At 58.6% G+C, this 23410-nt stretch carries 23 protein-coding genes and 1 tRNA gene; 8 read left to right on the forward strand and 16 right to left on the reverse strand.

Annotated features, from left to right (window positions below):
* Positions 1-18 precede the first annotated feature (18 nt).
* From HMPREF9697_RS10860 to HMPREF9697_RS20140, 8 genes are all read right to left on the reverse strand, one after another.
* Positions 19-1077: an ABC transporter substrate-binding protein gene (locus tag HMPREF9697_RS10860; RefSeq protein WP_002717261.1), complete on the reverse strand. Its 1059-nt coding sequence runs from the start codon at positions 1075-1077 to the stop codon at positions 19-21.
* Positions 1078-1141: 64 nt separating this feature from the next.
* Entirely contained in the window at positions 1142-1990 is an 849-nt protein-coding gene (locus tag HMPREF9697_RS10865) for an ABC transporter permease (protein WP_002717262.1), read from the reverse strand.
* Positions 1983-2861: an ABC transporter ATP-binding protein gene (locus tag HMPREF9697_RS10870; RefSeq protein ID WP_002717263.1), complete on the reverse strand. Its 879-nt coding sequence runs from the start codon at positions 2859-2861 to the stop codon at positions 1983-1985. Before HMPREF9697_RS10870 ends, HMPREF9697_RS10865 begins: the two co-directional genes overlap by 8 nt.
* 577 nt (positions 2862-3438) lie before the next feature.
* A complete protein-coding gene (locus tag HMPREF9697_RS10880; protein WP_002717265.1) occupies positions 3439-4398 on the reverse strand; it encodes a PDR/VanB family oxidoreductase in 960 nt (319 codons plus the stop codon).
* A 54-nt stretch (positions 4399-4452) separates the two neighbouring features.
* Positions 4453-5136 (reverse strand): GntR family transcriptional regulator, encoded by a 684-nt coding sequence (locus tag HMPREF9697_RS10885; protein WP_002717266.1) that lies wholly within the window; start codon positions 5134-5136, stop codon positions 4453-4455.
* 22 nt (positions 5137-5158) lie between these two features.
* Entirely contained in the window at positions 5159-6439 is a 1281-nt protein-coding gene (locus HMPREF9697_RS20135) for a RidA family protein (RefSeq protein ID WP_002717267.1), read from the reverse strand.
* Between the two features lies 1 nt (position 6440).
* Positions 6441-7478, reverse strand: a complete 1038-nt coding sequence (locus HMPREF9697_RS10895) for a D-2-hydroxyacid dehydrogenase (protein WP_051053915.1) — start codon at positions 7476-7478, stop codon at positions 6441-6443.
* A 19-nt stretch (positions 7479-7497) separates the two neighbouring features.
* A complete protein-coding gene (locus HMPREF9697_RS20140; RefSeq protein WP_002717269.1) occupies positions 7498-8682 on the reverse strand; it encodes an aromatic ring-hydroxylating oxygenase subunit alpha in 1185 nt (394 codons plus the stop codon).
* 113 nt (positions 8683-8795) lie between these two features.
* Here HMPREF9697_RS20140 and HMPREF9697_RS10905 point away from each other — a divergent pair, with 113 nt between their 5' ends.
* Both HMPREF9697_RS10905 and HMPREF9697_RS10910 read left to right on the forward strand, forming a co-directional pair.
* Positions 8796-10223, forward strand: coding sequence for an NAD-dependent succinate-semialdehyde dehydrogenase (locus HMPREF9697_RS10905; RefSeq protein WP_002717270.1), 1428 nt, complete (start codon positions 8796-8798; stop codon positions 10221-10223).
* 93 nt (positions 10224-10316) lie between these two features.
* Entirely contained in the window at positions 10317-11723 is a 1407-nt protein-coding gene (locus HMPREF9697_RS10910) for an L-serine ammonia-lyase (protein ID WP_002717271.1), read from the forward strand.
* 40 nt (positions 11724-11763) lie between these two features.
* On the opposite strand, the gene HMPREF9697_RS10915 is transcribed toward HMPREF9697_RS10910, so the two are convergent.
* Positions 11764-13161 carry a UbiD family decarboxylase gene (locus HMPREF9697_RS10915; RefSeq protein ID WP_002717272.1) on the reverse strand — a complete coding sequence of 466 codons (1398 nt, stop codon included), beginning with the start codon at positions 13159-13161 and terminating at the stop codon, positions 11764-11766.
* 343 nt (positions 13162-13504) lie between these two features.
* Between HMPREF9697_RS10915 and HMPREF9697_RS10920 the strand changes: the two genes are divergently transcribed.
* From HMPREF9697_RS10920 to HMPREF9697_RS10935, 4 genes are all read left to right on the forward strand, one after another.
* Positions 13505-14770, forward strand: a complete 1266-nt coding sequence (locus tag HMPREF9697_RS10920) for a flavin-containing monooxygenase (protein ID WP_002717273.1) — start codon at positions 13505-13507, stop codon at positions 14768-14770.
* Between the two features lie 85 nt (positions 14771-14855).
* Positions 14856-15278, forward strand: a complete 423-nt coding sequence (locus tag HMPREF9697_RS10925; RefSeq protein WP_002717274.1) for a RidA family protein — start codon at positions 14856-14858, stop codon at positions 15276-15278.
* The gene (locus HMPREF9697_RS10930) at positions 15278-15952 is read left to right on the forward strand and encodes a DUF1028 domain-containing protein (RefSeq protein ID WP_040307909.1); all 675 of its coding nucleotides are present in this window, start codon (positions 15278-15280) and stop codon (positions 15950-15952) included. The genes HMPREF9697_RS10925 and HMPREF9697_RS10930 overlap by 1 nt, the downstream gene beginning before the upstream one ends.
* A 63-nt stretch (positions 15953-16015) precedes the next feature.
* Positions 16016-16951, forward strand: coding sequence for a LysR substrate-binding domain-containing protein (locus HMPREF9697_RS10935; RefSeq protein ID WP_002717276.1), 936 nt, complete (start codon positions 16016-16018; stop codon positions 16949-16951).
* 8 nt (positions 16952-16959) lie between these two features.
* Here the strand turns inward: HMPREF9697_RS10935 and argE are convergent, their stop codons facing one another.
* Positions 16960-18114: an acetylornithine deacetylase gene (argE, locus tag HMPREF9697_RS10940; protein WP_002717277.1), complete on the reverse strand. Its 1155-nt coding sequence runs from the start codon at positions 18112-18114 to the stop codon at positions 16960-16962.
* A gap of 210 nt (positions 18115-18324) precedes the next feature.
* Between argE and HMPREF9697_RS10945 the strand changes: the two genes are divergently transcribed.
* Positions 18325-19746, forward strand: a complete 1422-nt coding sequence (locus HMPREF9697_RS10945; protein ID WP_002717278.1) for an aspartate ammonia-lyase — start codon at positions 18325-18327, stop codon at positions 19744-19746.
* A gap of 36 nt (positions 19747-19782) precedes the next feature.
* On the opposite strand, the gene HMPREF9697_RS10950 is transcribed toward HMPREF9697_RS10945, so the two are convergent.
* Both HMPREF9697_RS10950 and HMPREF9697_RS10955 read right to left on the reverse strand, forming a co-directional pair.
* Positions 19783-20397, reverse strand: a complete 615-nt coding sequence (locus HMPREF9697_RS10950) for a UbiX family flavin prenyltransferase (protein ID WP_002717279.1) — start codon at positions 20395-20397, stop codon at positions 19783-19785.
* A 45-nt stretch (positions 20398-20442) separates the two neighbouring features.
* Positions 20443-20973: a TIGR02444 family protein gene (locus HMPREF9697_RS10955; protein ID WP_002717280.1), complete on the reverse strand. Its 531-nt coding sequence runs from the start codon at positions 20971-20973 to the stop codon at positions 20443-20445.
* A 192-nt stretch (positions 20974-21165) separates the two neighbouring features.
* Between HMPREF9697_RS10955 and HMPREF9697_RS21220 the strand changes: the two genes are divergently transcribed.
* Positions 21166-21588 carry a hypothetical protein gene (locus HMPREF9697_RS21220; RefSeq protein ID WP_147296381.1) on the forward strand — a complete coding sequence of 141 codons (423 nt, stop codon included), beginning with the start codon at positions 21166-21168 and terminating at the stop codon, positions 21586-21588.
* Between the two features lie 205 nt (positions 21589-21793).
* Here the strand turns inward: HMPREF9697_RS21220 and HMPREF9697_RS10960 are convergent.
* From HMPREF9697_RS10960 to HMPREF9697_RS10975, 4 genes are all read right to left on the reverse strand, one after another.
* Positions 21794-21869, reverse strand: a tRNA-Phe gene (locus HMPREF9697_RS10960).
* A gap of 128 nt (positions 21870-21997) precedes the next feature.
* Positions 21998-22198, reverse strand: a complete 201-nt coding sequence (yacG, locus tag HMPREF9697_RS10965; protein ID WP_040307910.1) for a DNA gyrase inhibitor YacG — start codon at positions 22196-22198, stop codon at positions 21998-22000.
* 2 nt (positions 22199-22200) lie between these two features.
* The gene (locus tag HMPREF9697_RS10970; protein ID WP_002717282.1) at positions 22201-22824 is read right to left on the reverse strand and encodes a Maf-like protein; all 624 of its coding nucleotides are present in this window, start codon (positions 22822-22824) and stop codon (positions 22201-22203) included.
* Between the two features lie 95 nt (positions 22825-22919).
* Positions 22920-23387 carry an arsenate reductase ArsC gene (locus HMPREF9697_RS10975; RefSeq protein ID WP_002717284.1) on the reverse strand — a complete coding sequence of 156 codons (468 nt, stop codon included), beginning with the start codon at positions 23385-23387 and terminating at the stop codon, positions 22920-22922.
* Positions 23388-23410: the final 23 nt, after the last annotated feature.

The following is a 23410-nucleotide window of genomic DNA, read 5'->3' on the forward strand; positions in this document are numbered from 1 at the left end:
TTCCCTCGTAACTTTTTTTTACCAGTTCGACTGTTTCGCGAGATCTTTGAATTTGTTGCTATCGAAGTCGTTGATCTTGTCGATGAACTCATTGGTGTAAGAAGACTTCACGTCAAAGTCCTTCGGCAACAACCCCTGCTCGATCGTTAGATCGGCGAGGTCCTTCCACTTGGCATCGATGTTGGTGCCCCACTTGGTCACACCTTCCGGCAGCTTCATCAGATCGAAGCGCGAGTTGAAAACGTGCTCCGCGTCCTTGAGAGCCTTGGCATCGTCGCCACCCTGCGGCTTGGTCGAAGGGTAGAGTTTCCAGTGGTTACGCACCGAAGCGGCCGGGTTGGCAAGACCGAACACCGACGACTCGGCAATCGCGCGCGCGACCTTGACTGCTCGCTCCGGATTGGCCGCGAGTGTCTCTTCTTTGGCGATCAGAACGTTGCCAGGCAGCTGGTTCGCCCAATCCGGCGCGATCTGCACGAACTGGAAGCCGCCGTTTTCAAGCGAAGCGACCGCCGTATCCCACGCCGCCCACACGTCGACCGCCTTTTGCCGCATGGCGTTCGCCGCCGGTGCTCCAAGGCCGACTGACAGCCATTTCACGTCCTTATCGGGATCGATATTGGTGCGCTTCAGGATACTGCGGATGAAGGGCACCGAGCCCGCGCTCATATCGGGAACGCCGATCGTCTTGCCCTTGAGATCTTCGATCTTGGTGATGCCGCTGTCCTTCAATGCGACGACCTGATAGATCGGCCGCTGCGCATAGGTGTAGAAGGCCTTCACCTTGATGCCTTTGGAGCGCGCGATCATCAGCGCATCGGTGCCGACCGTCGCATAGTCGACCTGACCGCTCGCGACCTGCTGAACGCCGGCAGTCGCACCCGAGAGACCAACGACTTCAACATCAAGGCCGGCATCCTTCCAGAGTCCAAGCCCCAGAGGGATCGACGACTGGGCCGCGTGTCCAACGGTGATGTTCGTGGTGGTGACAGCGTAGGTTACCTTATCGCCAGCATTCGCCGCGGTGACCGCAGCAACAGAGACTGCCACGATCAGTGAAGCCAGTATGCGTCGCATGTTCGATGTCCCCTGTTGTTCCTGAATATTTTTATGCGTTCAGCTATGTGTTCTGCCTTGCCAATTAGATTGATTGCGAGAAGCCAGCATTCCAGAACAAGAGCCGTCCCTGAATGAATCGGACGATCATGCTCAACGCGACACCGAACACGCCGAGGATCACGAGGATCGCGAACATCTGCGCGACATTGAACTGGAAGTTGGCTTCGAGGATGAGGTTGCCGAGACCGGCTTTGGAGCCGACGAACTCTCCGACAATCGAGCCGAGAATGGCGAGCACGATCGCGACGTTCAGCCCCGCGAAAATAAAAGGCAACGCGTTAGGCAACCGCACGAGACGGAAGGTTTCCCACGGCGTGGCACCGAGCGAACGCATCAGATCGAGTTTGCCCTGATCACAGGATTTGAGACCGACGATAGTGTTCACCAGGATCGGGAACAGCGCGACGAGCGCTACGATGATCACCTTGGACTGAATGCCGTATCCCGCCCAGATAATAATGAGCGGAGCGATGGCGATCTTCGGTAGCGTCTGTAATGCGACGAGCCATGGATAGACAGTCCGCTCCACGATCCGGAATTGCGCGACGAGCGCGCCGAGGCCAATGCCGAAAAATGCCGCCAGCAAAAATCCGGTGAGCGTCTGAAACGCCGTGACGAGGAAATGCTCGATAAACAGGCCGGACTTCAGCCCATAATAAAGCGACACAATGATCGCACTCGGAGGCGGCAAGATGAATTCAGGAACACGAAATACCCGCACAGACGCTTCCCAGGCCGCCAGCAGGATAAGAAACGTGCTGAAAGAGATAAGATAATCGCCACCCGGAATGGCACGGCGGCGGACAGAAGCCCGGCCACTTGCGATGACGGGGCCTGCGATCTTGCCGTTGGCAGGAGACGTATCAGTCATAGTGCACCCTCCCCGAAGCTTCATTGCCTGTTGCCGGCGCATCCTCGCCGTGATCGAGCAGATGGCGCAGCCTGCGCGTGTAGTTGCCGAACGCCGCATCGCTCAGGAGATCGAGATTGCGCGGACGCGGCAAGCCGATCACGACGTCTTCGATAATGCGGCCCGGACGCGGCGACATCACGATTACACGGTCACTCATGAAGGCCGCTTCCGAGATCGAATGCGTGATCATGAAGACGGTCTTTTTGGCCGATTGCCAGATTTTCAGGAGTTCGAGGTTCATGTGCTCGCGCGTCAATGCGTCGAGCGCGCCGAAGGGTTCGTCCATCAGCAGCACCGATGGGTCGTGGACGAGCGCGCGGGCGATGGCAACGCGCTGACGCATTCCACCGGAAAGCTCGAATGGATACTTGCTCTCAAAACCTTTGAGGCCGACGAGATCGAGCAGATCGTAAGCGCGCGCAGTCGCCTGTTTGATGTCGAGCTTCAGAACGTGCGCAGGCAGAAGCACATTGTTCAGCACCGTCCGCCACGGCAGCAGGTTGGCGTCCTGGAATACGATACCGATGTCTTTCGTGGGACCGCTGCGCTTGCTGCCGTTCAACAAAAGGTCGCCGTCATATTCCGGCTCGAGGCCGCCGATAATACGGAGCAGCGTGGTCTTGCCGCAACCTGATGCGCCGATCACAGAGACGAACTGCTGCGAGCGAATATCAAGGTTGATCTTCTGAAGTGCGTTGACGTTCTCGCCGCTCGCAGTCGCATAGGTCTTGCTCACGCCCTGCAAGGAAACCGCGACGGAATCCTGCGAGGGTTGCGACGAGCGACTGTTTGTCGGCGCGAGCTTAAGAACAGTCGAGATAGGGTTCATGATGAGCGCATCCTTCCACGGCAATTTTCTTTTTTGTCAGAGCAAGACATGTGCCAACACAACGACCGCGGCACTGCGCTCTGCATTCAAGTGCATGCGTCGGCACCCACAGTGCGGCAACGCGCTCCTGTTGGATGTCACGCAGCAAGCCAAGCTCACCATCTCCCTTTTTGCGGATCGGGCATGAACCCCGAGCCACACAATGCGACCCACGAACCGTGTTGGTACTTTTCGACCGCACACCCGTTTTCTGACGGCAGTGAACTGCTACGCCCCACCCGTCTGCAGAAACCCACGTTCGCAAGCCCGCAGGCAGGTGTCCCCGAAAATTATGGGCGGCACCGGAAGCGGGAGTAAACAAAGCTTTTCCTTGGCCGGAGTTTAGAAAAAACGAAGCAGTTTTCGCTGCAATATCCGGCGCTTGCCTCGTAAAGCAACGCATGCGGCGCATTCTTGAGCAATCGGCTTGAGGCGCCGCTGACCGTAAGGCGTCAACGCTGCCATTCCCGCCGCAAGCAAAGCGTCCGCAACAATCATTCTGCCAACGCCCCCGAAGATTTCCGGCGCATCGCTTCCCTCACAGATTGAGTACGAGCCGCGAGCTTTTTGCGCGCGAGACGCAGATCATCATGGTCTTGTTCCCCGCACGCTCTTCTTCCGACAACAATGCATCGCGATGTTCGGGCTCACCGGAAATCACGACCGTCTCGCAAGTGCCGCAAACGCCTTCCTCGCAAGCACTGTCGACGTGATAACCGTTATCACGCAGCACCTGCAGGATCGTCCTATCGGGCGGAACGGTGAGTACGACGCCGCTACGTTTGAGTTCGACCTCAAACGTCGTGTTAGGACCGTTATTGATCTCTGGCGCTGAAAACCACTCGAAGTGAACCTGTTCTTTCGGCCACGCTGACGTCGCCCGCGCAACAGCCTCCATCAGAGGCTTCGGCCCGCAACAATAAATATGCGTGTCGGGAGACTGCTGTTTAACCAACGCATCGATATCGAGAATTGGCTTCTCGCTGAAATGAGTGTGGACACGCTCGGGCGCGAGCTTCGTGAGCTCCGGATAGAACGTGGCATGTCTTTCCGAACGCGCGCAGTAGTGCAGCGTCCAGTCCTGATTTTGTTCGTTCAGTTCCGTAATCATCGCCGTGATCGGCGTGATGCCGATGCCTCCGGCGATGAACAAATTGGGATGGCTACCGGACGCCAGCGGAAAATGATTCCGAGGACCACCGATACTGAGCAGCGTGCCGATCTCGATCCGCTCATGCATGCCGCTGGAGCCGCCGCGACTCTCGGGTTCTTTCTTTACCGCGATGGTGTAGGGGCCCGACGCCACCGCCTTCCCGCACAGCGAATATTGTCGCACCGGGCCGCCGGGAATTTGCACATCGATATGTGCACCTGGCGCAAACGGTTCGAGAGAGCGACCGTCGGCCTGCTGCAGATCGAACGTCATCACGTCGGCAGCCGGGTAGCCGACAGCAACAACACGTACGCGGCGAAGATCGAGAAGACGGCTCATCGTCATCGCGCGATGCTTTCGTACCTGCTGTGACGCACGGACGTGCTCATGACGCTCCCATTACACGGCGACCTCCAGCGAGCCTTTCGGTTGCGTGGCCATCGCTTCGGGATCAATCGCGCGGCAGAAAGCAGCGGCGTTCTGAATATGCCTGCGCATACCTTCGGCAGCGGCTTCACCATCGCGTTTCTTGAGTTCCTGAAAAATACTGTCGATCTCGCGGAAACCGTCCTGCACGCGCTCGACCGATACCGAGCAAGCGCGGCGAATCCATTGCACCTTGTCCCGCAGATTCACCAGGATATCGAGGACGAGCTCGTTACCCGCTGCCTTGTAGATCGCGAGGTGAAACTGTTTGTCGAGATCGATGAAAAGTTCCGAGCGCCCCGCCACAATGCTCGGCCCGAGCGTGTCGAAGGCAACCTGCAGTGCATCGAGATCCTTCTGCGAGATGCGCGCGGCAGCAACACGCGCCGCATGCATCTCCAGCACGGTGCGAAGCTCCGTAACTTCCTCGATATCGTTGTTGGTAAGCGCCTTCACAAAAGTGCCGCTCTGCGGCGAAACCGCGACCCAGCCCTCGCTTTTCAATCGCGCGAGCGCGGAGCGCACCGGCGAGCGCCCAACCCCGAGTTCCGATGCCAGACGCGTTTCAGACAACCGCTCGCCCAGCCGATATTCCAGCTCGACAATGCGGCGCTTGATTTCGCGATAAGTCTGGGCGGCAACGTTCAGTTCATCCATCTTCTATCTCTCAGGCCGGGCCTCAGGGAATCCGATCCGGCACAATCGCGAAACCTTCTACTTCGAGCGTGACTCCTTCAAGGCCCATAGTCCCGAGCGGCGCTTCGGTCACCGGCGGCATTAGCGAACCGAACCTGCGGTCCTGCAGCGGTGTGCTGCCCTCGGCGATGCTGCTGTATTTATAAAATCCAGTAACCTCGACGAGGTCCTGCATGCCTACGCCGAAGCCATCGAGAATGCGGCGTATGAACTCGAGCGTATTGTCGGTTTGCTTCGGCATATTCTCATCGTCGACGACAAGGCCCTTCTCGTCCATTGAGTATTGCCCGCCGAGCACAATTAATCGTCCGACCCGGATGCCCTGCTGAAACGAAACGCGCATCGGCCAGTCCCAGTGACCGAGCGGCCACGACAGCGCGCGCGGCAAGCGACCTTCAAGGCCGCGCAGCGCCATGCATTCCTGCCGGATCATCGCACCGTCCGGATAAAGACGCGGCACTGGCACACCCGTCGCACCCGGCCCCGGAAAACGGAACGCGCTGCTTCTCACTTCCGCGGCACGCCGCCAGTCGGCATCTGTGCCCTGACCGAGATACCAGGTATTGAGCTTCACCACGTCATCGAGATCGCAACCCAGCGAATCGAGCACACTGGCGATATTTCCGATCGTCAGCTTCGCCTGCGAGACGATATCGCCCTCGTGCTTGAGTGCGCCGGTGCCATCTTTCGAGGATTGCGCGCTGACGAAAACGAATTCACCGCAACGCAAGCCCTGACTGAACTCGGCACCTCGCGGCCAGCCCCAATGGTTCTTGGGATTTCCCGCATGCCGCGGCGCCTTGCCATCGGCATTGTCGATCGCAACGGCCTTGATCAGCACCGCCATGTCGGGATGCCAGAGTCGCGGCAGCGCCACGAGAGAAATCACCGGCGGTACGTCGCCCTTGATGTGTGAGCGAATGCGGCGAAGCAGCTCCTGTTCGCCTTCAACGTCAGCCACGGTATGGAAAACGACGAGCTTGACGAGATCAGCCGCACGGCCGCCGAGCGTTTCAACCGCGCGCGCGATCTTGCTCATCGCCGCATCGGTCTGCGCCAATACGCGGCCCGGATTTTCGATGCCGCCCTGCCCGTTGCCGTCATACTGACCGGCAATCCAGATCAAGCGATCGAAACGCGAGCCATCGCCTTTCTTGTGTGAGGCTTGCCATGCCGCAGGCACACCGCCATCCGGATAGAGAAAGCCATGCACCCGCGCATCGGTGCCTGACGATTTCCCCCCGACAGGGATGTGCAGCGTCATTTCAGTACTCCCGACCGAGATCGACCACGTTCGTCAGCGGCTCGCCGGCAAAATAGCGCCGAAGATTACTGAAGAAGATATCCAGCGTCCTCGGCACGTAAGCGTCAATGTCATCCGACAACACGTGCGGCGTGATGATGATATTGGGCGTCTCCCAGTAGGGCCAGTCCGCAGGCGGCGGCTCAGGGTAAGTCACATCGATAACCGCTCCGCTCAAATGGCCGCTGCGCAGGACCTTGTCGAGGGCAGCCGGATCGACCAGCCCGCCGCGCGACATGTTCACAAAACCTGCGCCCTGACGCATCAGCGCAAATTCCTTATCACCAAAAACAAAACGCGTTTCAGGGGTGAGTGCCGTATTGACGAGCACGATATCCGCGCGCGGCAGCAACGCATGCAGCGCATCAGGCTTATACATTTCTTCAACCGCCGGATGCGGCGCACCGCTGCGGCGAATGCCGATGACCTTCATGCCGAAGGCCTTGGCGTGTTCGGCCGCGCCGCCGCCAATCTGACCGACGCCGACAATAAGAAGCGTCTTGCCTTCGAGAGTCGTCGTGAAGATGCGATTCCATTTGTGCTGACGATGGCTTGTCATCAGCGTCGGCAACTGGGCATTGACCATCAGAAGCGTCATCAGCGCCGATTGCGCCGCTTTCGGCACGTGTGCACCGCTATTGGTCAGCACTGTCACACCCTGCGGCACCCAGTTGAGCGGCAAGAGATAATCGACGCCGGCGCCGAGCACCTGCAGAAGCTTCAGCTTCGGCGCGTCGATCTTCAGCGTATCCTTGGGAAACCGATAGGTAATCATCGCATCGGCCTCGGCGGCCGTTTCGCGATAATTCTCCTGATCGAATCCCCAGGTCGTTTTCACGCACTTGGCGACATCGGGATAGCGCGCGAGCGCGGGCTCGTACTGGTCTGGCCGGACGATGAAGACCGGCATAAGCGAGCGCGCATTCTCGATATGGATTCGGAAGGGATTTGTTTCCGAATATTGTTTTGCGCCAGCGGCTGTTGCGACATTCACGTTCACTTGCTTTCCCCGATCTCGTTTATTCAGCCGCCTGGCGTGCCGACCCTTCGCGCAACGCGCGCGAATGCGGATCATCAGGACCAACCACCTTGTCGAGGACGTAATTCCCGATGCGGTGAACGACATACTCTTCAAGCGAGAAACGTCCCGGACGGAACGCGCCGGACTGCATTGCCTTCTGCACGTTCGGATTGATCGTGAGATCTTCGCGGATGATCTGCGAATACTTATAATAGTATTCGGGCCCGACGATCACATTGAAGTCAGACCGCTCGACAGTGCTGCGCGGGAACGTCCAGTTCTCGTAGAGCCGCAGTTTGTTCGGTCCTTCCGGCAGATACTGCCGATACTTCATGTAGGACGATGTAATGATGATCTGCAGGCTCGGCTGCAGCCAGATGTGATAAAGGCCAACCTTGCGATCATCGCTCAGTCCTGCAATTTCCGGAAGACCCGAATAGGCCACCACACTCCGCTTGCTGAACATCGATTCCCATGGACCGCTCGGCCGTTCGAACTGCCAGTTCTGCGGATTCTTCGGGTCGTAATGCTGCCGGTGAACGGTCGCAACGTGATAGTTCTCGAACGCGTTCTCCAGCCAGACCTTCCAGTTGCAGTCGACCTCGTATTCGTCAACATGCGTCCACTGCATCTGATCTAAGTTGTAGTCGGCGACGAACGCCGGAAGATCACCGAGCCAAGTCTTGAGTGCCGGCGCTTCAGCATTGAACGTGATGAAGATGAAACCACCCCAGACTTCCGAGCGGATCGGTATCAGACCGTAATCGTCATTGCTGAAATCCTCGACGCCGGCGAGCGGATGCGGTGAACCGGGAATGCCGACCAAGCGGCCATTCAGCGCATAGGTCCAGCTATGATATGGGCAGACGAAGGAGCGGCACTTGCCCTTGCCCTGCGTGATGATCGCCCCGCGATGCCGGCAGACACCGAGGTGAACGCGCACGGCATCACCGTCGCGGACGACGATGAGCGGCTGCTTGATCACTTCGATGCTGAAATAGTCGCCGGTGTTCGGAATCTGCTCGACCCGGCCGACACACAACCACTCCTTGCGGAAGATGGTCTCCAACTCGCGTTCGTACCAGTCGGAATCGGTGTAGCACCAAGCCGGTAGCGGCCCAGCCTGCCGCAAAGGCCGACGGATCAATTCATACTGCTGCTGGTCATACATAAAGGATTTCATAGCCGCACCCGTTATCTAGTTGACTAGTAGTCCAACAAGCTTCTTATAATGAGTCAAGGCTGGAATTAGAAAAAATCCAGCGGTTCCCAATTCTGAGACGGGAAGGCAGGGCGATGTATCCGAAGCTCAAACTTTTCATCGGCGGCCAATGGAAAAACGGCGCAGGCCGGAAAACCGAAAGCGTCATCAACCCCGTCAACGAAAAGGTGCTCGCAGAACTGCCGCATGCGAGCAAAGCGGACCTCGACGACGCACTCGAAGCCGCGAAAAGGGGATTCGAGACGTGGCGCAAGACCAATGCCTGGGATCGCGCCTGCATTATGAACAAGGCCGCCGACATCATGCGTGAGCGGCTGGAAGCGATCGCGACCATCATCACCCAGGAGCAAGGCAAGCCGCTGTTCGAAGCGCGGCTCGAAGTCGCTGCTGCCGCTGACGTCATCCAGTGGATGGCGGAGGAAGGAAAGCGCAGCTACGGCCGTGTCATCCCCTCGCGCCTGCCTGGCACGCGCACCTTCACGGTGCAGGAACCGGTCGGTATCTGCGCGGCCTTCACGCCATGGAATTTCCCCGTGCTCAGCCCCGCCCGTAAGATCGCCGGGGCGCTCGGCGGCGGCTGTGCGCTCATCATTAAACCATCGGAAGAAACGCCGGGCGCAGCTGTCGAGATGACGCGCGCTTTCGCGGAGGCGAGACTGCCGGAAGGCGTGCTGAGCGTCGTCTTCGGTATGCCGGCGGAAATTTCCGAATACCTGATCGCGAAGGACGAGGTCCGCAAGATTTCCTTCACCGGTTCGATCCCGGTCGGCAAGCACCTCACGAAGCTTGCAGCCGAAAACGTCAAGCGCGTCACGATGGAGCTCGGCGGCCATTCGCCGGTCGTGGTTTTCGACGATGTCGACCCGGAGAAGACGGCGGATATAGCCGTTGGAGGCAAGTATCGCAACGCCGGACAGGTCTGCATCTCTCCGACGCGCTTCTATGTGCAGGAAAATTCCTACAAGAAATTTGCCGCGCGTTTCTCCGCACAGGCGAAAGCCGTGAAACTCGGGAATGGCCTTGAATCTGAAACCCGTATGGGACCGCTCGCTAATGCGCGCCGTCTCGACGCCATGGCCAATATCGTCGCGGATTGCCAAAGCCGGGGGGCGAAAATCGCTGCCGGCGGAACGCGGCGCGGCAATCAAGGTTATTTCTTCGAACCTACCGTCGTGACCGATCTGCAGGACGATTCGAAATTGATGACGCAGGAGCCATTCGGCCCGATCGCACCGATCATTCCCTTTAAAACCCTGGATGAGGTTGTGGCGCGCGCCAATTCCCTACCCTACGGTCTGGCTGCCTACGCCTTCACCTCCGACACCAGGAATGCGAACATCATCTCCGATGCGCTTGAGGCAGGCATGGTTGGCGTCAACACCTTCTCGATCTCGATGGCGGAAACGCCCTTCGGCGGCGTGAAGGAAAGCGGCTACGGCCACGAAGGCTCGGTCGAGGGGCTCGAAGCCTATACGTCGAAGAAATTCATCTCACAGGCCTGAACGCAGTAAGCGATCTGCCTGCCGATGGAATAACGCTCTCGGGCGAAGGTACAGCAGGATCGCAACGGCCGAATGCGCCGACGAAGGACGCCCATGGCTCTCTCGCTTGCCACGCATCCATTACATAAGCCGGATCTTTCGTCGATCTCCGTCACCGATCTTTTCACAATCGGCATTGGACCCTCGAGTTCGCACACTGTCGGGCCGATGCGGGCGGCGGCGCGCTTTGCCGATGAACTCAAGGCGCGATCCCTGGAATTCGACAGACTGGCCGCCGAGTTGTTCGGATCACTCGCTCTCACGGGGAAGGGCCACAACACTGATACCGCCGTGATGCTCGGGCTGGCGGGATGGCTGCCGGATACGGTCGATCCCGAGCAAGTTACGACGATCGTCGAGCGCATTTGCGCGGAAAAGACGCTCACGGTCAACGGACGCGAGATCGCCTTCGACGAAGCAGCCGACCTCGTGTTTCGGAAAAAGGATCTTTTGCCACGGCACCCGAACGGCATGCAGTTTACGGCTTATGCTGGCAACCAAATCGCCCTGAAACGAACATTCTATTCGATTGGCGGCGGCGCGATCATTGGCGAAGAAGATGAATCGAAGATTGCACCGCACGCGGCGCGTACCGTACTACGCCTTCCGTTCGATTCCGCAAAAACTCTACTCGAGATCGGCGAACGTGAACGGCTGAGTTTTGCCGACATCATGCAGGTCAATGAAGCCGCGTGGCGCACGCCGCAGGAAACGAATGGTTTCCTTGATCGCGTGCGTGGCGCGATGATGGGCAGCATCGAGCGCGGCTGTTGTCGCGATGGCGTGCTGCCCGGTGGGCTGCAGGTGCGAAGGCGTGCACCGGCACTGAGCAGACAGCTCGGCGAGAAGGCTTCACGCGGCGATGTGCTCGAAACACTCGATTGGGTCAGCCTTTACGCGCTTGCGGTCAACGAGGAGAACGCTGCGGGCGGCCGCATCGTCACCGCACCCACCAATGGCGCCGCGGGTGTCATCCCGGCAGTGCTGAAATATTTTGAAGAATTTCGTCCCGAGGCAACGCCGGAGAAATCGCGCGAATTTCTACTCACCGCAGCAGCGATCGGCATTCTCTACAAGAAGCGTGCCTCGATCTCGGCCGCCGAAATGGGCTGCCAAGGCGAAGTGGGTGTCGCCTGTTCGATGGCGGCGGGCGCGCTTGCCGCGGTGCTCGGCGGCTCGAACCGCCAGATCGCGAACGCTGCCGAGATCGGCATGGAGCATCATCTCGGCCTGACCTGCGATCCGATCGGCGGCCTCGTTCAGATTCCCTGCATTGAGCGCAACACCATGGGGGCCGTCAAGGCGATCACCGCGGCGCGGCTCGCACTGCGTGGCGACGGTGAACACATCGTTTCGCTCGATGCGGTGATCGAGACGATGCGCCAGACCGGACACGACATGGCGGCAAAATACAAGGAGACCAGTCTTGGTGGTCTCGCTGTCAATGTTGTGGAGTGTTGATGGGCGGGTACTCCGCCAGAGTAACGGTCTATGGTTGTAGTTACTTTACAAAACGGTTGATGATATCCCGGGCCCGCGCGGTCGCCTCGGCGGGAAGCGTATGCCGCTGCGGGAAATGTCCGCTCGGTCTTGTGGCATCGACGATCATCTTCGCCGTCAAGCCGTTGTGATTGGACGGATCGAGAATTGCCCCCATCGCGTTCCGGATGACGCTGATGTCGTCATCAGCCTGCATCCGCGTGCACATCGCCCAAAGCACATCACTGTCGTTGTGCACGTCCACGTCGTCATCGACAACCACCACGAGCTTCAGGCTTAAATCATCTCCTACCGCCACTGCGGCAGCGTTCTTGGCCTGTCCGGGTGCCGGATTTTTCATAGAAATATAGGCGTGGAAGCGGCAGGTGCCCGACTTCGGATAAGCAACCTTCGTGACGTTCTGGTAATGCTGGCGCAGCGTGCGAAGAAGCCGCGCCTCCTGCGGCACCGCGAGCATCAAGGTATGTTCCTCGGAAATGCCGGGCGTGATGTCGTGATAGATCGCACCGCGCCGATGCGTAATCGCCGAAACTTCGACGACCTGCTGGGTGGAGCGCTCCGAAGCATAACCGGTGAATTCTGCAAACGGGCCTTCGGGCTCCCGAACGCCGGGAAGAATCTGGCCCTCAATGACGATCTCGGCATGCGCCGGCGCCTCAAGCGGTACTGTCAAGGCAGGCACGATCTCAAGGCCGCGCCCCATCAGCCCGCCGACCACCGCGTATTCATCGACATTCATCGGCCCCTTCCAGAGCCCCCCGAATGTGAATAGCGGATGCGCCCCGATCACGATCAGAATCGGTGTGGGCTCGCCCTTCGCATCGTTACGCTCGACATAATTCCAGAGGTGCCGCCGGCTGTGCAGACTGGTGCCGATACGCGTAGCCCCCTTCACCTGCATCCGATGGAAGCTCGCATTGCGCACACCGGAGTCGGGGTCCTTTGCGATCACGATCGCATTCGTAATGTAGCGCCCGGCATCCTGCGAAAAGTGCGTCATTATGGGGAGAACGTCGAGATCGACATCCTTGCCCTTGTAGACAACCTCCTGCACCGGAGCTTTGTCACAAAGAACTGGCTCTATAACCTGATCGTTCCGACGGGCGAGTTCTTCTATGAGGGCTTCTTCCGCGATTCCAAGCGCCGCCGCAAAATTCCGGCGTGATGCAAACAGATTCGTCAGAATCGGGAATTCCGTGCCTTGAACGTTATCGAAGAGGAGCGCCGGGAAGTGCTTGCGTCGATCGAGCTCCATGGCGACGGCGCTGATTTCATAGTCGCGCGCGACAGGCTCGCTGATCCGCCAAAGCCCCCCGCCGGATTCAATCTTCTCGAGAAAGGCCCGTAAAGTCGGCTCCCCACCCTTTCCGCCCTCGCCTGCCCGACCCGCCGTCACCATCACCTCTCCCATCATCGCCCCACAACACTTGCAGCAAGCAACAATGTCATGGGTTATCCGGCCAAGCTAGGTGAGCCGTAATCGAGCAAAAAGAACGAGTTTCCTTATTCATGGATCGGATAAACTTCTGGGCGGTTCGTCGCCACAGAAGCGCCCCCGACCTTGTGCCCCGCATTATGTTCTATCGGAATTTTCTTGCGCCCAAATCCGTTCCTGACAAGTATTTAGGCGCAGACTAACCACTGCGATATGAAAACATAATTTTCGCACGCCCCTGCCCTCGATTAAATCGAGGCAGACCTCGCTTCCGTGAAGCAATCACGGAGCCGGAAAGGACGCGAAAATGCCAGTTGAGAAAGTCGACACAATCGTTGTCGGTGGTGGCCAGGCCGGAATCGCGATGAGCGAACATCTGAGCAAAGCTGGCGTCCCGCACATTGTGTTCGAGCGCAACCGCATCGCGGAGCGCTGGCGGTCCGAGCGATGGGATTCGTTGGTAGCAAACGGTCCGGCGTGGCACGACCGATTTCCGGGCATGGAGTTCGCTGATATCGACCCGGATGCCTTCGCGCCGAAAGAGAAGGTCGCGCAATATTTCGAGGATTACGCCAAGAAGATCGCTGCACCCATTCGCTGCGGTGTCGAGGTGAAGAGTGTCGAGCGACTGAACGGCTCTCCTGGCTTCCGGATCGAAACCTCGCACGGCCTATTCGAAGCAAATAACGTCGTGGCAGCAACCGGCCCTTTTCAGAATCCGGCGATTCCGAAGATCGTGCCGGAGAATCTGAATATCCTGCAAATCCATTCCACCGCTTATAAAAATCCCGATCAATTGCCGCAGGGCGCCGTTCTGGTCGTCGGAGCCGGCTCGTCCGGCGTCCAGATCGCCGAAGAACTGATGCTGGCGGGAAGACAGGTCTATCTCTCTGTCGGTCCGCACGAGCGACCGCCTCGCGCTTATCGCGGCATCGACTTCTGCTGGTGGCTCGGCGTACTCGGCAAATGGGAAGCTGCAACGCGAGGCCCCGGCACGGAGCATATCACCATCGCAGTCAGCGGTGCGCGTGGCGGACACACCGTCGATTTTCGCCGCCTTGCGGCTCAAGGTATGATGCTCGTTGGACTGACCGAATCCTGCGCCGACGGCACAATGTTTTTTAAAGATGACCTCACCGAGAATCTCGCTAGCGGTGACGCCAATTATCTCGGGCTGCTTGATGAAGCGGATGCCTATGTCACCCGCAACGGGCTTGACCTTCCCGCCGATCCGGATGCCCGACAAATCCTGCCGGATCCCGAATGCGTGGTCCATCCAATCCGCGAAATCAATCTCGCTAGAGCCGGTGTGACCTCGATCATCTGGGCGACAGGCTTTACGTCCGATTATAGCTGGTTGAAGGTCGATACATTCGACAATCAGGGTCACCCCAGGCATCAACGAGGCGTATCGTCCGAGCCGGGGGTCTACTTTCTCGGGTTGTCGTGGCAATCCCGCAGAGGCTCCGCCTTCATCTGGGGCGTTTGGCACGACGCCAAGCTGCTCGCGGACCGTATCACCACACATCGCAAGTATCTCGAGTACCGGATGCCCGCACGTGCGGCCGAATAACCAGCCGTAATGGCCGTCGACTGAATTTCTTTTCGGAGACGATACAGTTACCATCATCCAGAGCATTGATCGACGCGAGAGGAAAATGGCGCACACCCGAATTCGGAAGTTCAATACAAAGCAGACATATCCCGAGCAGAATCTGGATAACGACCTGTGCCATGCCGTTGTCACTCAGGGCGGGCGAACGGTTTACCTGCGGGGCCAATGCCCTCAGGATCTCGACACCGCGAAAAACATCGAGAGCCATGATCCAGCCGAGCAGACTCACAAGGTGATGCAGAACATCCGGCAATTGCTCGAAGAGTGCGGCGGGCGGATGGAGCACCTCGTCAAGGTCGTGGTTTACATCACTGACGTCCGCCATCGTGAGGCCGTCTACCGAACGATGGGCGAGTATATCAAAGGCGTCCACCCTGTTTCGACCGGCATCGTCGTACAGGCTTTGGCGCGCCCGGAGTGGCTGGTCGAAATCGATGGGACCGCCGTCATACCGGATAACGACTGATGACTTTCTCGATTGTAGCGCGGTGCAGCCGGACTGGAATGTTTGGGGTAGCGATATCGTCCTCCTCCCCCGCAGTCGCCGCACGCTGCTCTTACGCACAGGCAGGCGTTGGAGCGGTCGCAAGTCAGAACGTGACAGACCCTGCACTCGGACCCCGCACGCTGGACTATCTCGCACAGGGCTTGTCAGCCGGCGAGGCGATTTCCACCGTCATGAGCACCGCTCACTATGGCGAATATCGCCAGGTCCTTGCCGTCGACAGAAATGGCGCCAGCGCCATTCATTCCGGCGCAAAGGCTCTCGGCATATGGGCGGGCGCGCACGCAACGGACGTCGCATGCGGGGGTAACCTGCTGGCCAGCGACTGCATCCCGCAGATCATGGTCGAAAGCTTCCTTGCATCTCAGGGCGATCTTGGTGATCGGCTGGTTACAGCCATGCGTGCTGCGGTCAAAGCCGGGGGTGAGGCAGGCCCTGTCCGATCGTCTGGGCTGAAGCTCGTTCGCGAGGTATCCTGGCCCGTGGCCGATCTGCGCTGCGACTGGACCGATAGCTGCCCGATCGAGCAGCTGGCGCAGATCTGGGGCATCTATAAACCCCAGATGGAAAGCTACGTGACACGCGCTCTCAATCCGGCCGACGCGCCCAGTTACGGCGTGCCAGGAGACCAGTAGAATGCCCATGGCAAGCTTCGCCAAACCTTGATCGAGGCGCCCGAAGGCGCATTATGGATTCTCATGGCCCTCCGGTTCACATTGAGACAGTTGGAATATTTTGTCGCTGTCGGCGAGGCTGGCTCAATTGCCAAGGCGGCAGAGCTCGTGAACGTCTCGGCACCGTCCATCTCCGCCTCGATCGCACAGCTCGAAGCCGAGTTTGGTATTCAGCTGTTCGTTCGAAAACATTCGCACGGCCTGTCGCTCACGGCGGGAGGACAAGTCTTTCTGCGCGAAGCGGCCCGCATGCTGGGAGAAGCCGACGCGCTTCATGAAGTTGCGGACGATCTTGCCGAAAATGTGCGCGGCCCTTTCGCCATCGGCTGCCTGCTCACCTTCGCGCAGATCGTGCTGCCATCGTTGCGGAGGAAGTTCGAAGAACAATACCCGGAGGTCCGCATCCGCCAGTACGAACGGCATCAGGGGCAACTGCTCGAAATGCTGCAGCGTGGCGAGATCGATGCCGCCCTGACCTACGACCTCGAAGTATCACAGGATATGGCTTTCGAACCTTTGATCCAGTTGCCGGCCTTTGTGATGCTGCCCGCGTCCCATCCGATGGTGTCGCGGGCCAGCCTTTCCGTTGAGGATCTGGTCGACGAGCCGATGGTGCTGCTCGATCTGCCCTATAGCCGCGAATATTTCCTTTCGGCTTTCGTCAAGAAGGGGCTGAAGCCGAACATCGCGGAACGCACCGGCGATATCGCGATGATGCGCTCCATGGTAGCGAATGGATTTGGTTACGGCATCGCCAACATGCGACCGTTGAATGCCACGTCACCCGACGGCAAGCCGCTCGTTTTTGTTCCGCTCGATTCGAGCCTCCGTTCCGTCACGATGGGCGTCGTGGTGCCAAATGCCGAGCGCAGGACCCGCGCCGTTCAGGCCTTTATCGACCACTGCCGGCGCTTTGTTCTCGAGCAGGGCGTGTTCGGCACAGAATACAGCCGAAGATAGGATCGCGCTCAAAGTCCGGCCACGAGCCGATGGAGCAGATTGTCCAGCATGTCGTCACACCGGCGCATCTGTTCGACACTGATGAATTCGTCCGGCTTATGCCCTTGCGACATCGAGCCCGGACCGCAAACGACGGTCGGTGTGCCGACATCCCGACTGAACAGGCCGCCTTCCGTGCCGAATGCCACCTTGATGGTGTTGTTGGCACCGATCAGGGACTTTACAAACGCAACAGCCTGAGCATCCACCGGCGTGTCGAGCCCAGGATACGAATTAGTGACCTCGATCACAATCGCCGCCTCCGGCGCAATGGTTGCCGCACGGGAGACGATGCGTTCGGCACTTTGCTGAATCCGCCGCATGATCTGCGCCGGATCGTCGCCAGCGACGTAACGGATTTCAAAATCGATCTCGCAGAGGTTAGGAACGATGTTGAGCGCAACACCGGCATTCATTTTGCCAACATGCACGGTCGAATACGGAATGTCGTAACTCGGATCGTTCGCGCCCTCGGTCGCCAGATAATCCTGCTCCTGACGCAAAGCGCCAATGAAATCGCAGCCCAGGTGAATGGCATTGAGCGCCAGAGGCGCAAGCGCCGAATGCCCCTCGCGGCCTCGGCACGTGGCTCGCGCCGCGATCTTGCCTTTGTGCCCCGTCGCCACCTGCATGTCTGTCGGCTCGCCGACAAGGCACAGAAGCGGAGGGTGCGGCGCCTTGCGTAACATTTCCACCAGACTATGCACACCGATACATCCGACTTCCTCGTCGTAGGACAGCGCAAGGTGCAACGGCGTTTTCAGATCAAGGGCACTAGCCTTGAGGCACGCCGTAATCGCGCATGCAACAAATCCTTTCATGTCGGCGGTCCCGCGCCCGAACAGAAGGCCATCCCTCTGGGTCATCGAAAAAGCAGGTACTGTCCAAGCCTGCCCTTCCACCGGAACGACATCGGTGTGCCCTGACAGCATCACGCCGGGCGCGTTAGCTGATCCCATTGTTGCAAAAAGATTCGCCTTACGACCATCCGGACTTGGAATGATTGCAGATTCGATCCCTTGGGACTGCAGAATCTCCGCGACAAACTGGATGAGAGCAAGATTCGAATCAGAACTGACCGTGGGAAACGCAATCAGCTTTTCAAGCAACTCAATGCTTTTCATTCAAAGACATCCCGCAACCGACGATAGCTCGATTCTAGCATCAAGGATATCTGCCCACGAATTCTGTTTTCCCTCAGTTCAGCCTCGCAATTTCCTTCTCCGCGCAAGTTAGGCGAACCCTAAGCTTTGCAGAAGAAAACACTAGCTTTTTTCGGGCCCGCCTTTGCCTAACAAGCAAGTGTGTCAGTCCTCAGGCCCGAAGGATACACCATGACTGAGCTGTACCGTACCGAGGTGGATTTTCTCGGTGAGATGCATTTGCCGGCCGACACACTTTACGGAATTCAGACTGCGCGTGCACGGGAGAACTTTCCCATCACGGGCATTCCATTGAGCCAGTTTCCCGTACTCGTGAACGCACTGGTGATGGTGAAGAAGGCGTGTGTACTAACGAACCGCGACCTTGATTCGATCGACAGCGTACGTGCGAACGCAATTGCAGCCGCATGCGATTCCATCCTGTCGGGCGCGCATCATGAGGCGTTTGTCGTCGATATGATTCAGGGCGGCGCCGGCACATCCACCAATATGAACGTCAATGAGGTGATAGCAAATCTGGCGTTGAACCTACTCGAGCGTCCCCTCGGAGATTACCGGCACGTTCATCCAAACGACCACGTCAATCTTTCGCAGTCGACGAACGATGTGTATCCGACGGCTATCCGGCTCGCCGTACTGGCACAATGCGCGCCCCTGATCGAGGCGCAGGCGCGTCTGCATCAGACTTTGGAGAGCAAGGCCCAGGATTTTTCAACAGTTCTCAAGGTTGGCAGAACGCAACTTCAAGACGCCGTGCCAATGACGCTCGGAATGGAATTCGCAACCTTTGCCGCGACGATCAAAGGCGACATTGCCTACGTGACCCAGCAAAGCGAGTTGCTCAAAACAGTGAACCTCGGAGGCACCGCAATTGGCACAGGGATCAACGCCCCGGCTGGTTACAGCGAACTCGCGGTCGACCGTCTTTCCGAAATCAGTGGCTTCGACCTGAGCGTCGCGCCAAACCTGATCGAAGCCACGTCGGATGTCAGCGCGCTCGTTGCCTTCTCAAGCGCCCTGAAACAGACCGCAATCAAGCTTTCCAAAATCTGCAACGATCTTCGACTGCTCAGCAGCGGACCGCGCGCTGGCTTGGGCGAAATCCGATTGCCTGCGATGCAGCCCGGTTCTTCGATCATGCCGGGGAAGGTCAACCCCGTTATTCCAGAAGTCGTCAATCAGGTCGCCTATCAGGTCATCGGGAATGATCTGACGATCGCGCTTGCCGCTGAGGCGGGGCAGCTTCAACTCAACGCGATGGAGCCCATAATGGTCTTCAACATCCTGCAATCCATGCGCATCATGACTCAGGCCATCAAGGTGCTGACGGATCGTTGCGTCGCGGGCATTGAAGCAAATATCGAGCGCTGCGGCGGCATGCTTGCCGATACGGCCATCGTCTCGACAGCCCTCGTTCCTCTTTTGGGATATGAAGAAGCGGCGCGCATCGCCAAGTTGGCGGTCGCTCGCAACCAGACCGTCAGCGAAACCGTTCAGGATCTCGGAATCATGACGAGCGCACGGCTCGACGAAGTGACGCGGCTTGCTTATGCGTTTTCGCCGACGCTCGATACAAGGCATGGAAAAGCCTGAAGCGGCGAATCTGCTCCTCCATGAGCGTAAAGCGCTTCAGGCCGACGGATCATCCGGACGGCACTTTTCGCCGGACCATCTCTTGACGATGCCCATATCGAGGTCGAAGAGATCAAGTACACGTCCCAAGGTATGATCCACCATCTCCTCGAGCGTCTGGGGCCGGGAATAGAATGCGGGCACCGGAGGATAGACGATCGCACCGGCTTCGGTCACCGTGGCTATCGAACGAATGTGACCGATATGCAGTGGGGTTTCTCGCAACAGCAAAACCACGCGCCGGCGCTCCTTCAACGCGACATCAGCCGCGCGGGAGATCAAGTTGGTGGTCGTGCCCGTGGCAATTTCCGACATCGTCTTGATCGAGCACGGTGCAACGATCATGCCCAGCGTCTGGAAGGAACCGCTCGAACAAGCCGCGGCGATGTCGTCAATCGGATGAACCACCGTGGCGAGAGATTCAATCTCGGAAATCTTCAGATTTGTCTCGTAGGCAATCGTGACCTTGGCGGCTTTGGAGATAATGAGGTGCGTCTCTATTCCGCCGTCCTTCAGTAGTTCGAAAAGTCGTACGCCGTAAATCGCACCCGACGCGCCTGTGATACCGATAACGAGTCTTGGCCGCTTGCGATCAAGTATTGCTGTGACCAACTCATCTCGTTTTTCTAGCAGGAGAAGAACAAAGAACCATGAGCATCACGCCTCGACAAAACTACGCAGCTCGCTGGCCAATTGCTCGGCTACAGGCGTTGGAAGCGATAGATCCATGGCCTCGACATACGAAGCGAGATTATTAAGCGCGAGCTGATCGATGGCATCGCGGGAGACCTCGGATTTAAGATGATGAAGCGCCTGCGTATACATGATCTGCTGCTGCACCTTCTCGCATGAGAGCTCGAGCGCCTTGGCTTGAGCATAGAGCTCACCGCCCTTATCCCGGCTTTTCAAAGAATGCCGCAAGGCTCTTATCGGCAGAAGAATGGTTCTCCGCCAGTCGGCGATCGCCTCATTCAGCTTCACAAAATCATCGGATGAAACCGGATGCCCCTTACCAGCCTGCCAGAGCGCATACAACATCATGTTGATATCTAGCGCATCTTCCTGCGCCTTGAGCAGCAACTCCTGAATGCCCGGGCGGGCATAGAACGCGATCGAGAAGCGCCAGTATGGATGTTCGTGTGTCGAAGAACTGTGCTCGCCACGAATGCTTGGGTCGCCATCAGCCATTCGCCCATCCTCTCTCCGGAATGCACCGATACATTCGCTTGTCATGCGCCTGATCTTGCTAAGCCCGATGATAGAATTGGCAAGTAGGGCGGGCAAACTCGAACGAGCAAAGCAGGCGGCTGTACGCGATGTTTTTTTCGATGGCTTGACTCGTCCTATCCTAAGTAAACCTGAAATTCTCCAGGAATTTAAGTGGCAACTGGTCCGGTGCTGGAAGCGGCGACTGTCGATAGGCTACCGCGCCCTGCTTTGCGGTCGCCTTATTCGATTGAGCATTTCTCGAACCTTCCAACCAAACCGCCACTTAGTTTGAGTCGGATCAAAGAAAGCTATTTGACCTTTGCTATATTTGATACCGAGCAACTTGGGAGTCTGGGCATGAGCGTCATGACAATTGTTCGGCAATTGGCCGCGAACGTGAGCTCTTTATTAGACAAGAAGCCGACGTTTGTTTGTGGCGATTGCGACCGCTGGCAACGCTGCAACTTAATGTCTTCCGACAACTGCCCTTTCCGTCACGAGCAACTTGCGAGATTTGAGCAAGCAGGACGGACACGCTCACTTTGTTCGAGCTACCACCCGATAGCAGCAGAACACTTGTTTACGACACTCTAAAGCCGAAGTTACAGCGCCCGCAGCCGGGAATTACTTAATTGCCCGGCCTCGTCAGATTGGGATCAAAAAAAGCCGCCGCAGGGCCGACGATCTGCCGGTAAGGACGTTACAGCCCGACGTATTACCCAGATGGTACCCAAGGTCGCCCTCGCCGCGACCGAAGTAGCGCGCCAGCCTAACAACCCATTGATATTTATCGATGAAATGGTGCCCAGGGGCGGGATCGAACCACCGACACTGCGATTTTCAGTCGCATGCTCTACCAACTGAGCTACCTGGGCATTGCTCCCGGGACGTCATCCAAGGGGAGCGGGCGGGTTATAGAGAGGCTGGCGCGTCATGTCCAGCCGCGCGGGCCGGTTTTCCGCCTAACATACCATTCCCACGAGCGAGCGATAACGGAAGAAAATCAAGAAGATCTGGAAGCGCCCGGTGCGGGCGGCGGCAACGGCTCCTCGTCGTCATCCGCCTCCGTATCAGCCGCCGGGATCGCGTAGGAACCGGAGAGCCAGCGGTTGAGGTCAATATCGCGACAGCGCTCCGAGCAAAACGGCCGGGAGGCCGAAACCGCTGGCTTGCCGCAAATCGGACAGGGCTTCTGCATCGCCATCCTTAACTCGCGTTGATCCAGCCCGCGCGCACCGAAAAACCCTCGCCGTCCAGCAGCGCCGTCGACTCATATAATGGCAGCCCCACCACGCTGGTATAGGAACCGACCATCTTCACCACGAACGAGCCGGCAATGCCCTGCACGGCATAGCCGCCCGCCTTGCCGCGCCACTCGCCGGAATCGATGTAGCCCTGGATGTCGTCAGACGTCAGACGCTTGAAGCGCACTCGCGTCTCGACCAGACGCTGACGGAAGGATTCCTTCGGCGTGACGAGGCAGATCGCGGTGTAGACGCGATGATTGCGACCCGACAGCAGCCGCAGGCACTGCACAGCCTCGTCCACCAGTTCGGCCTTCGGCAGGATGCGGCGACCGACCGCAACCACCGTGTCGGCGGCCAGAATGTAGGCGCCGCGCAGATCGTCATCGAGCTGCACCGATTTCAGCGCGGCGTCCGCCTTGGCGCGCGCAAGCCGTGTCGCGCAAACGCGCGGCAGCTCGCCTCGTTTGGGTGTCTCGTCGACGTCGGCAGGACGCAATGCATCGGGCTCGATGCCGGCCTGATTGAGCAGGCTGAGGCGGCGCGGCGAGCCGGACGCAAGAACGAATTTGGGACGGCCAGTCATGAAGGAGCGATCTGATGGGGATGAGGGTGCGCGGAAACTATCGGAACCGCCGTCCGCCGACAACCGGAGAAACCACAGGGAACATGGCCTGTTTCCTACTCATTGGCGACGGACGGAGGCGCGAACCGACCGCGGATCTTGCGCAGCAGTTCGTCGCGGGTTGAGCGGTAGGCATCAAGCTGCAACTCGCGCCGCCCTTCGGTGCCGACCGGATCCTGGGTCGGCCAATATTCGACATCAGTGGCAAGCGTTGCCGTCATCTCCAGCGCTCGATGGTGAGCTTCCGGCGCGAGCGTGATGATGAGATCGAAATTGAATCCCTCCCAATCCTCCAGTTCGTCCACTGTCCAGGGCTGATGGCCTGAGATGTCGATTCCGATTTCCTCCATCACCGCCACCGCGAACGGATTGGGCTCGCCCGGCCTCACGCCGGCCGACTGCACATAAAGCCCGCGCGGGCCGGTCTGGCGCAGCAGCGCGGCCGCGATCGGCGAGCGCACGCTGTTCTGTCCGCACATGAACAGAACTGCCTGCGGCGTGCGGCGGCGTGGCGGCTCGTTCATGCGAGACCTGCCGGGCGCACTGC

The sequence above is a fragment of the Afipia felis ATCC 53690 genome (genome assembly GCF_000314735.2).
GTDB classification, from domain to species: Bacteria; Pseudomonadota; Alphaproteobacteria; order Rhizobiales; family Xanthobacteraceae; genus Afipia; species Afipia felis.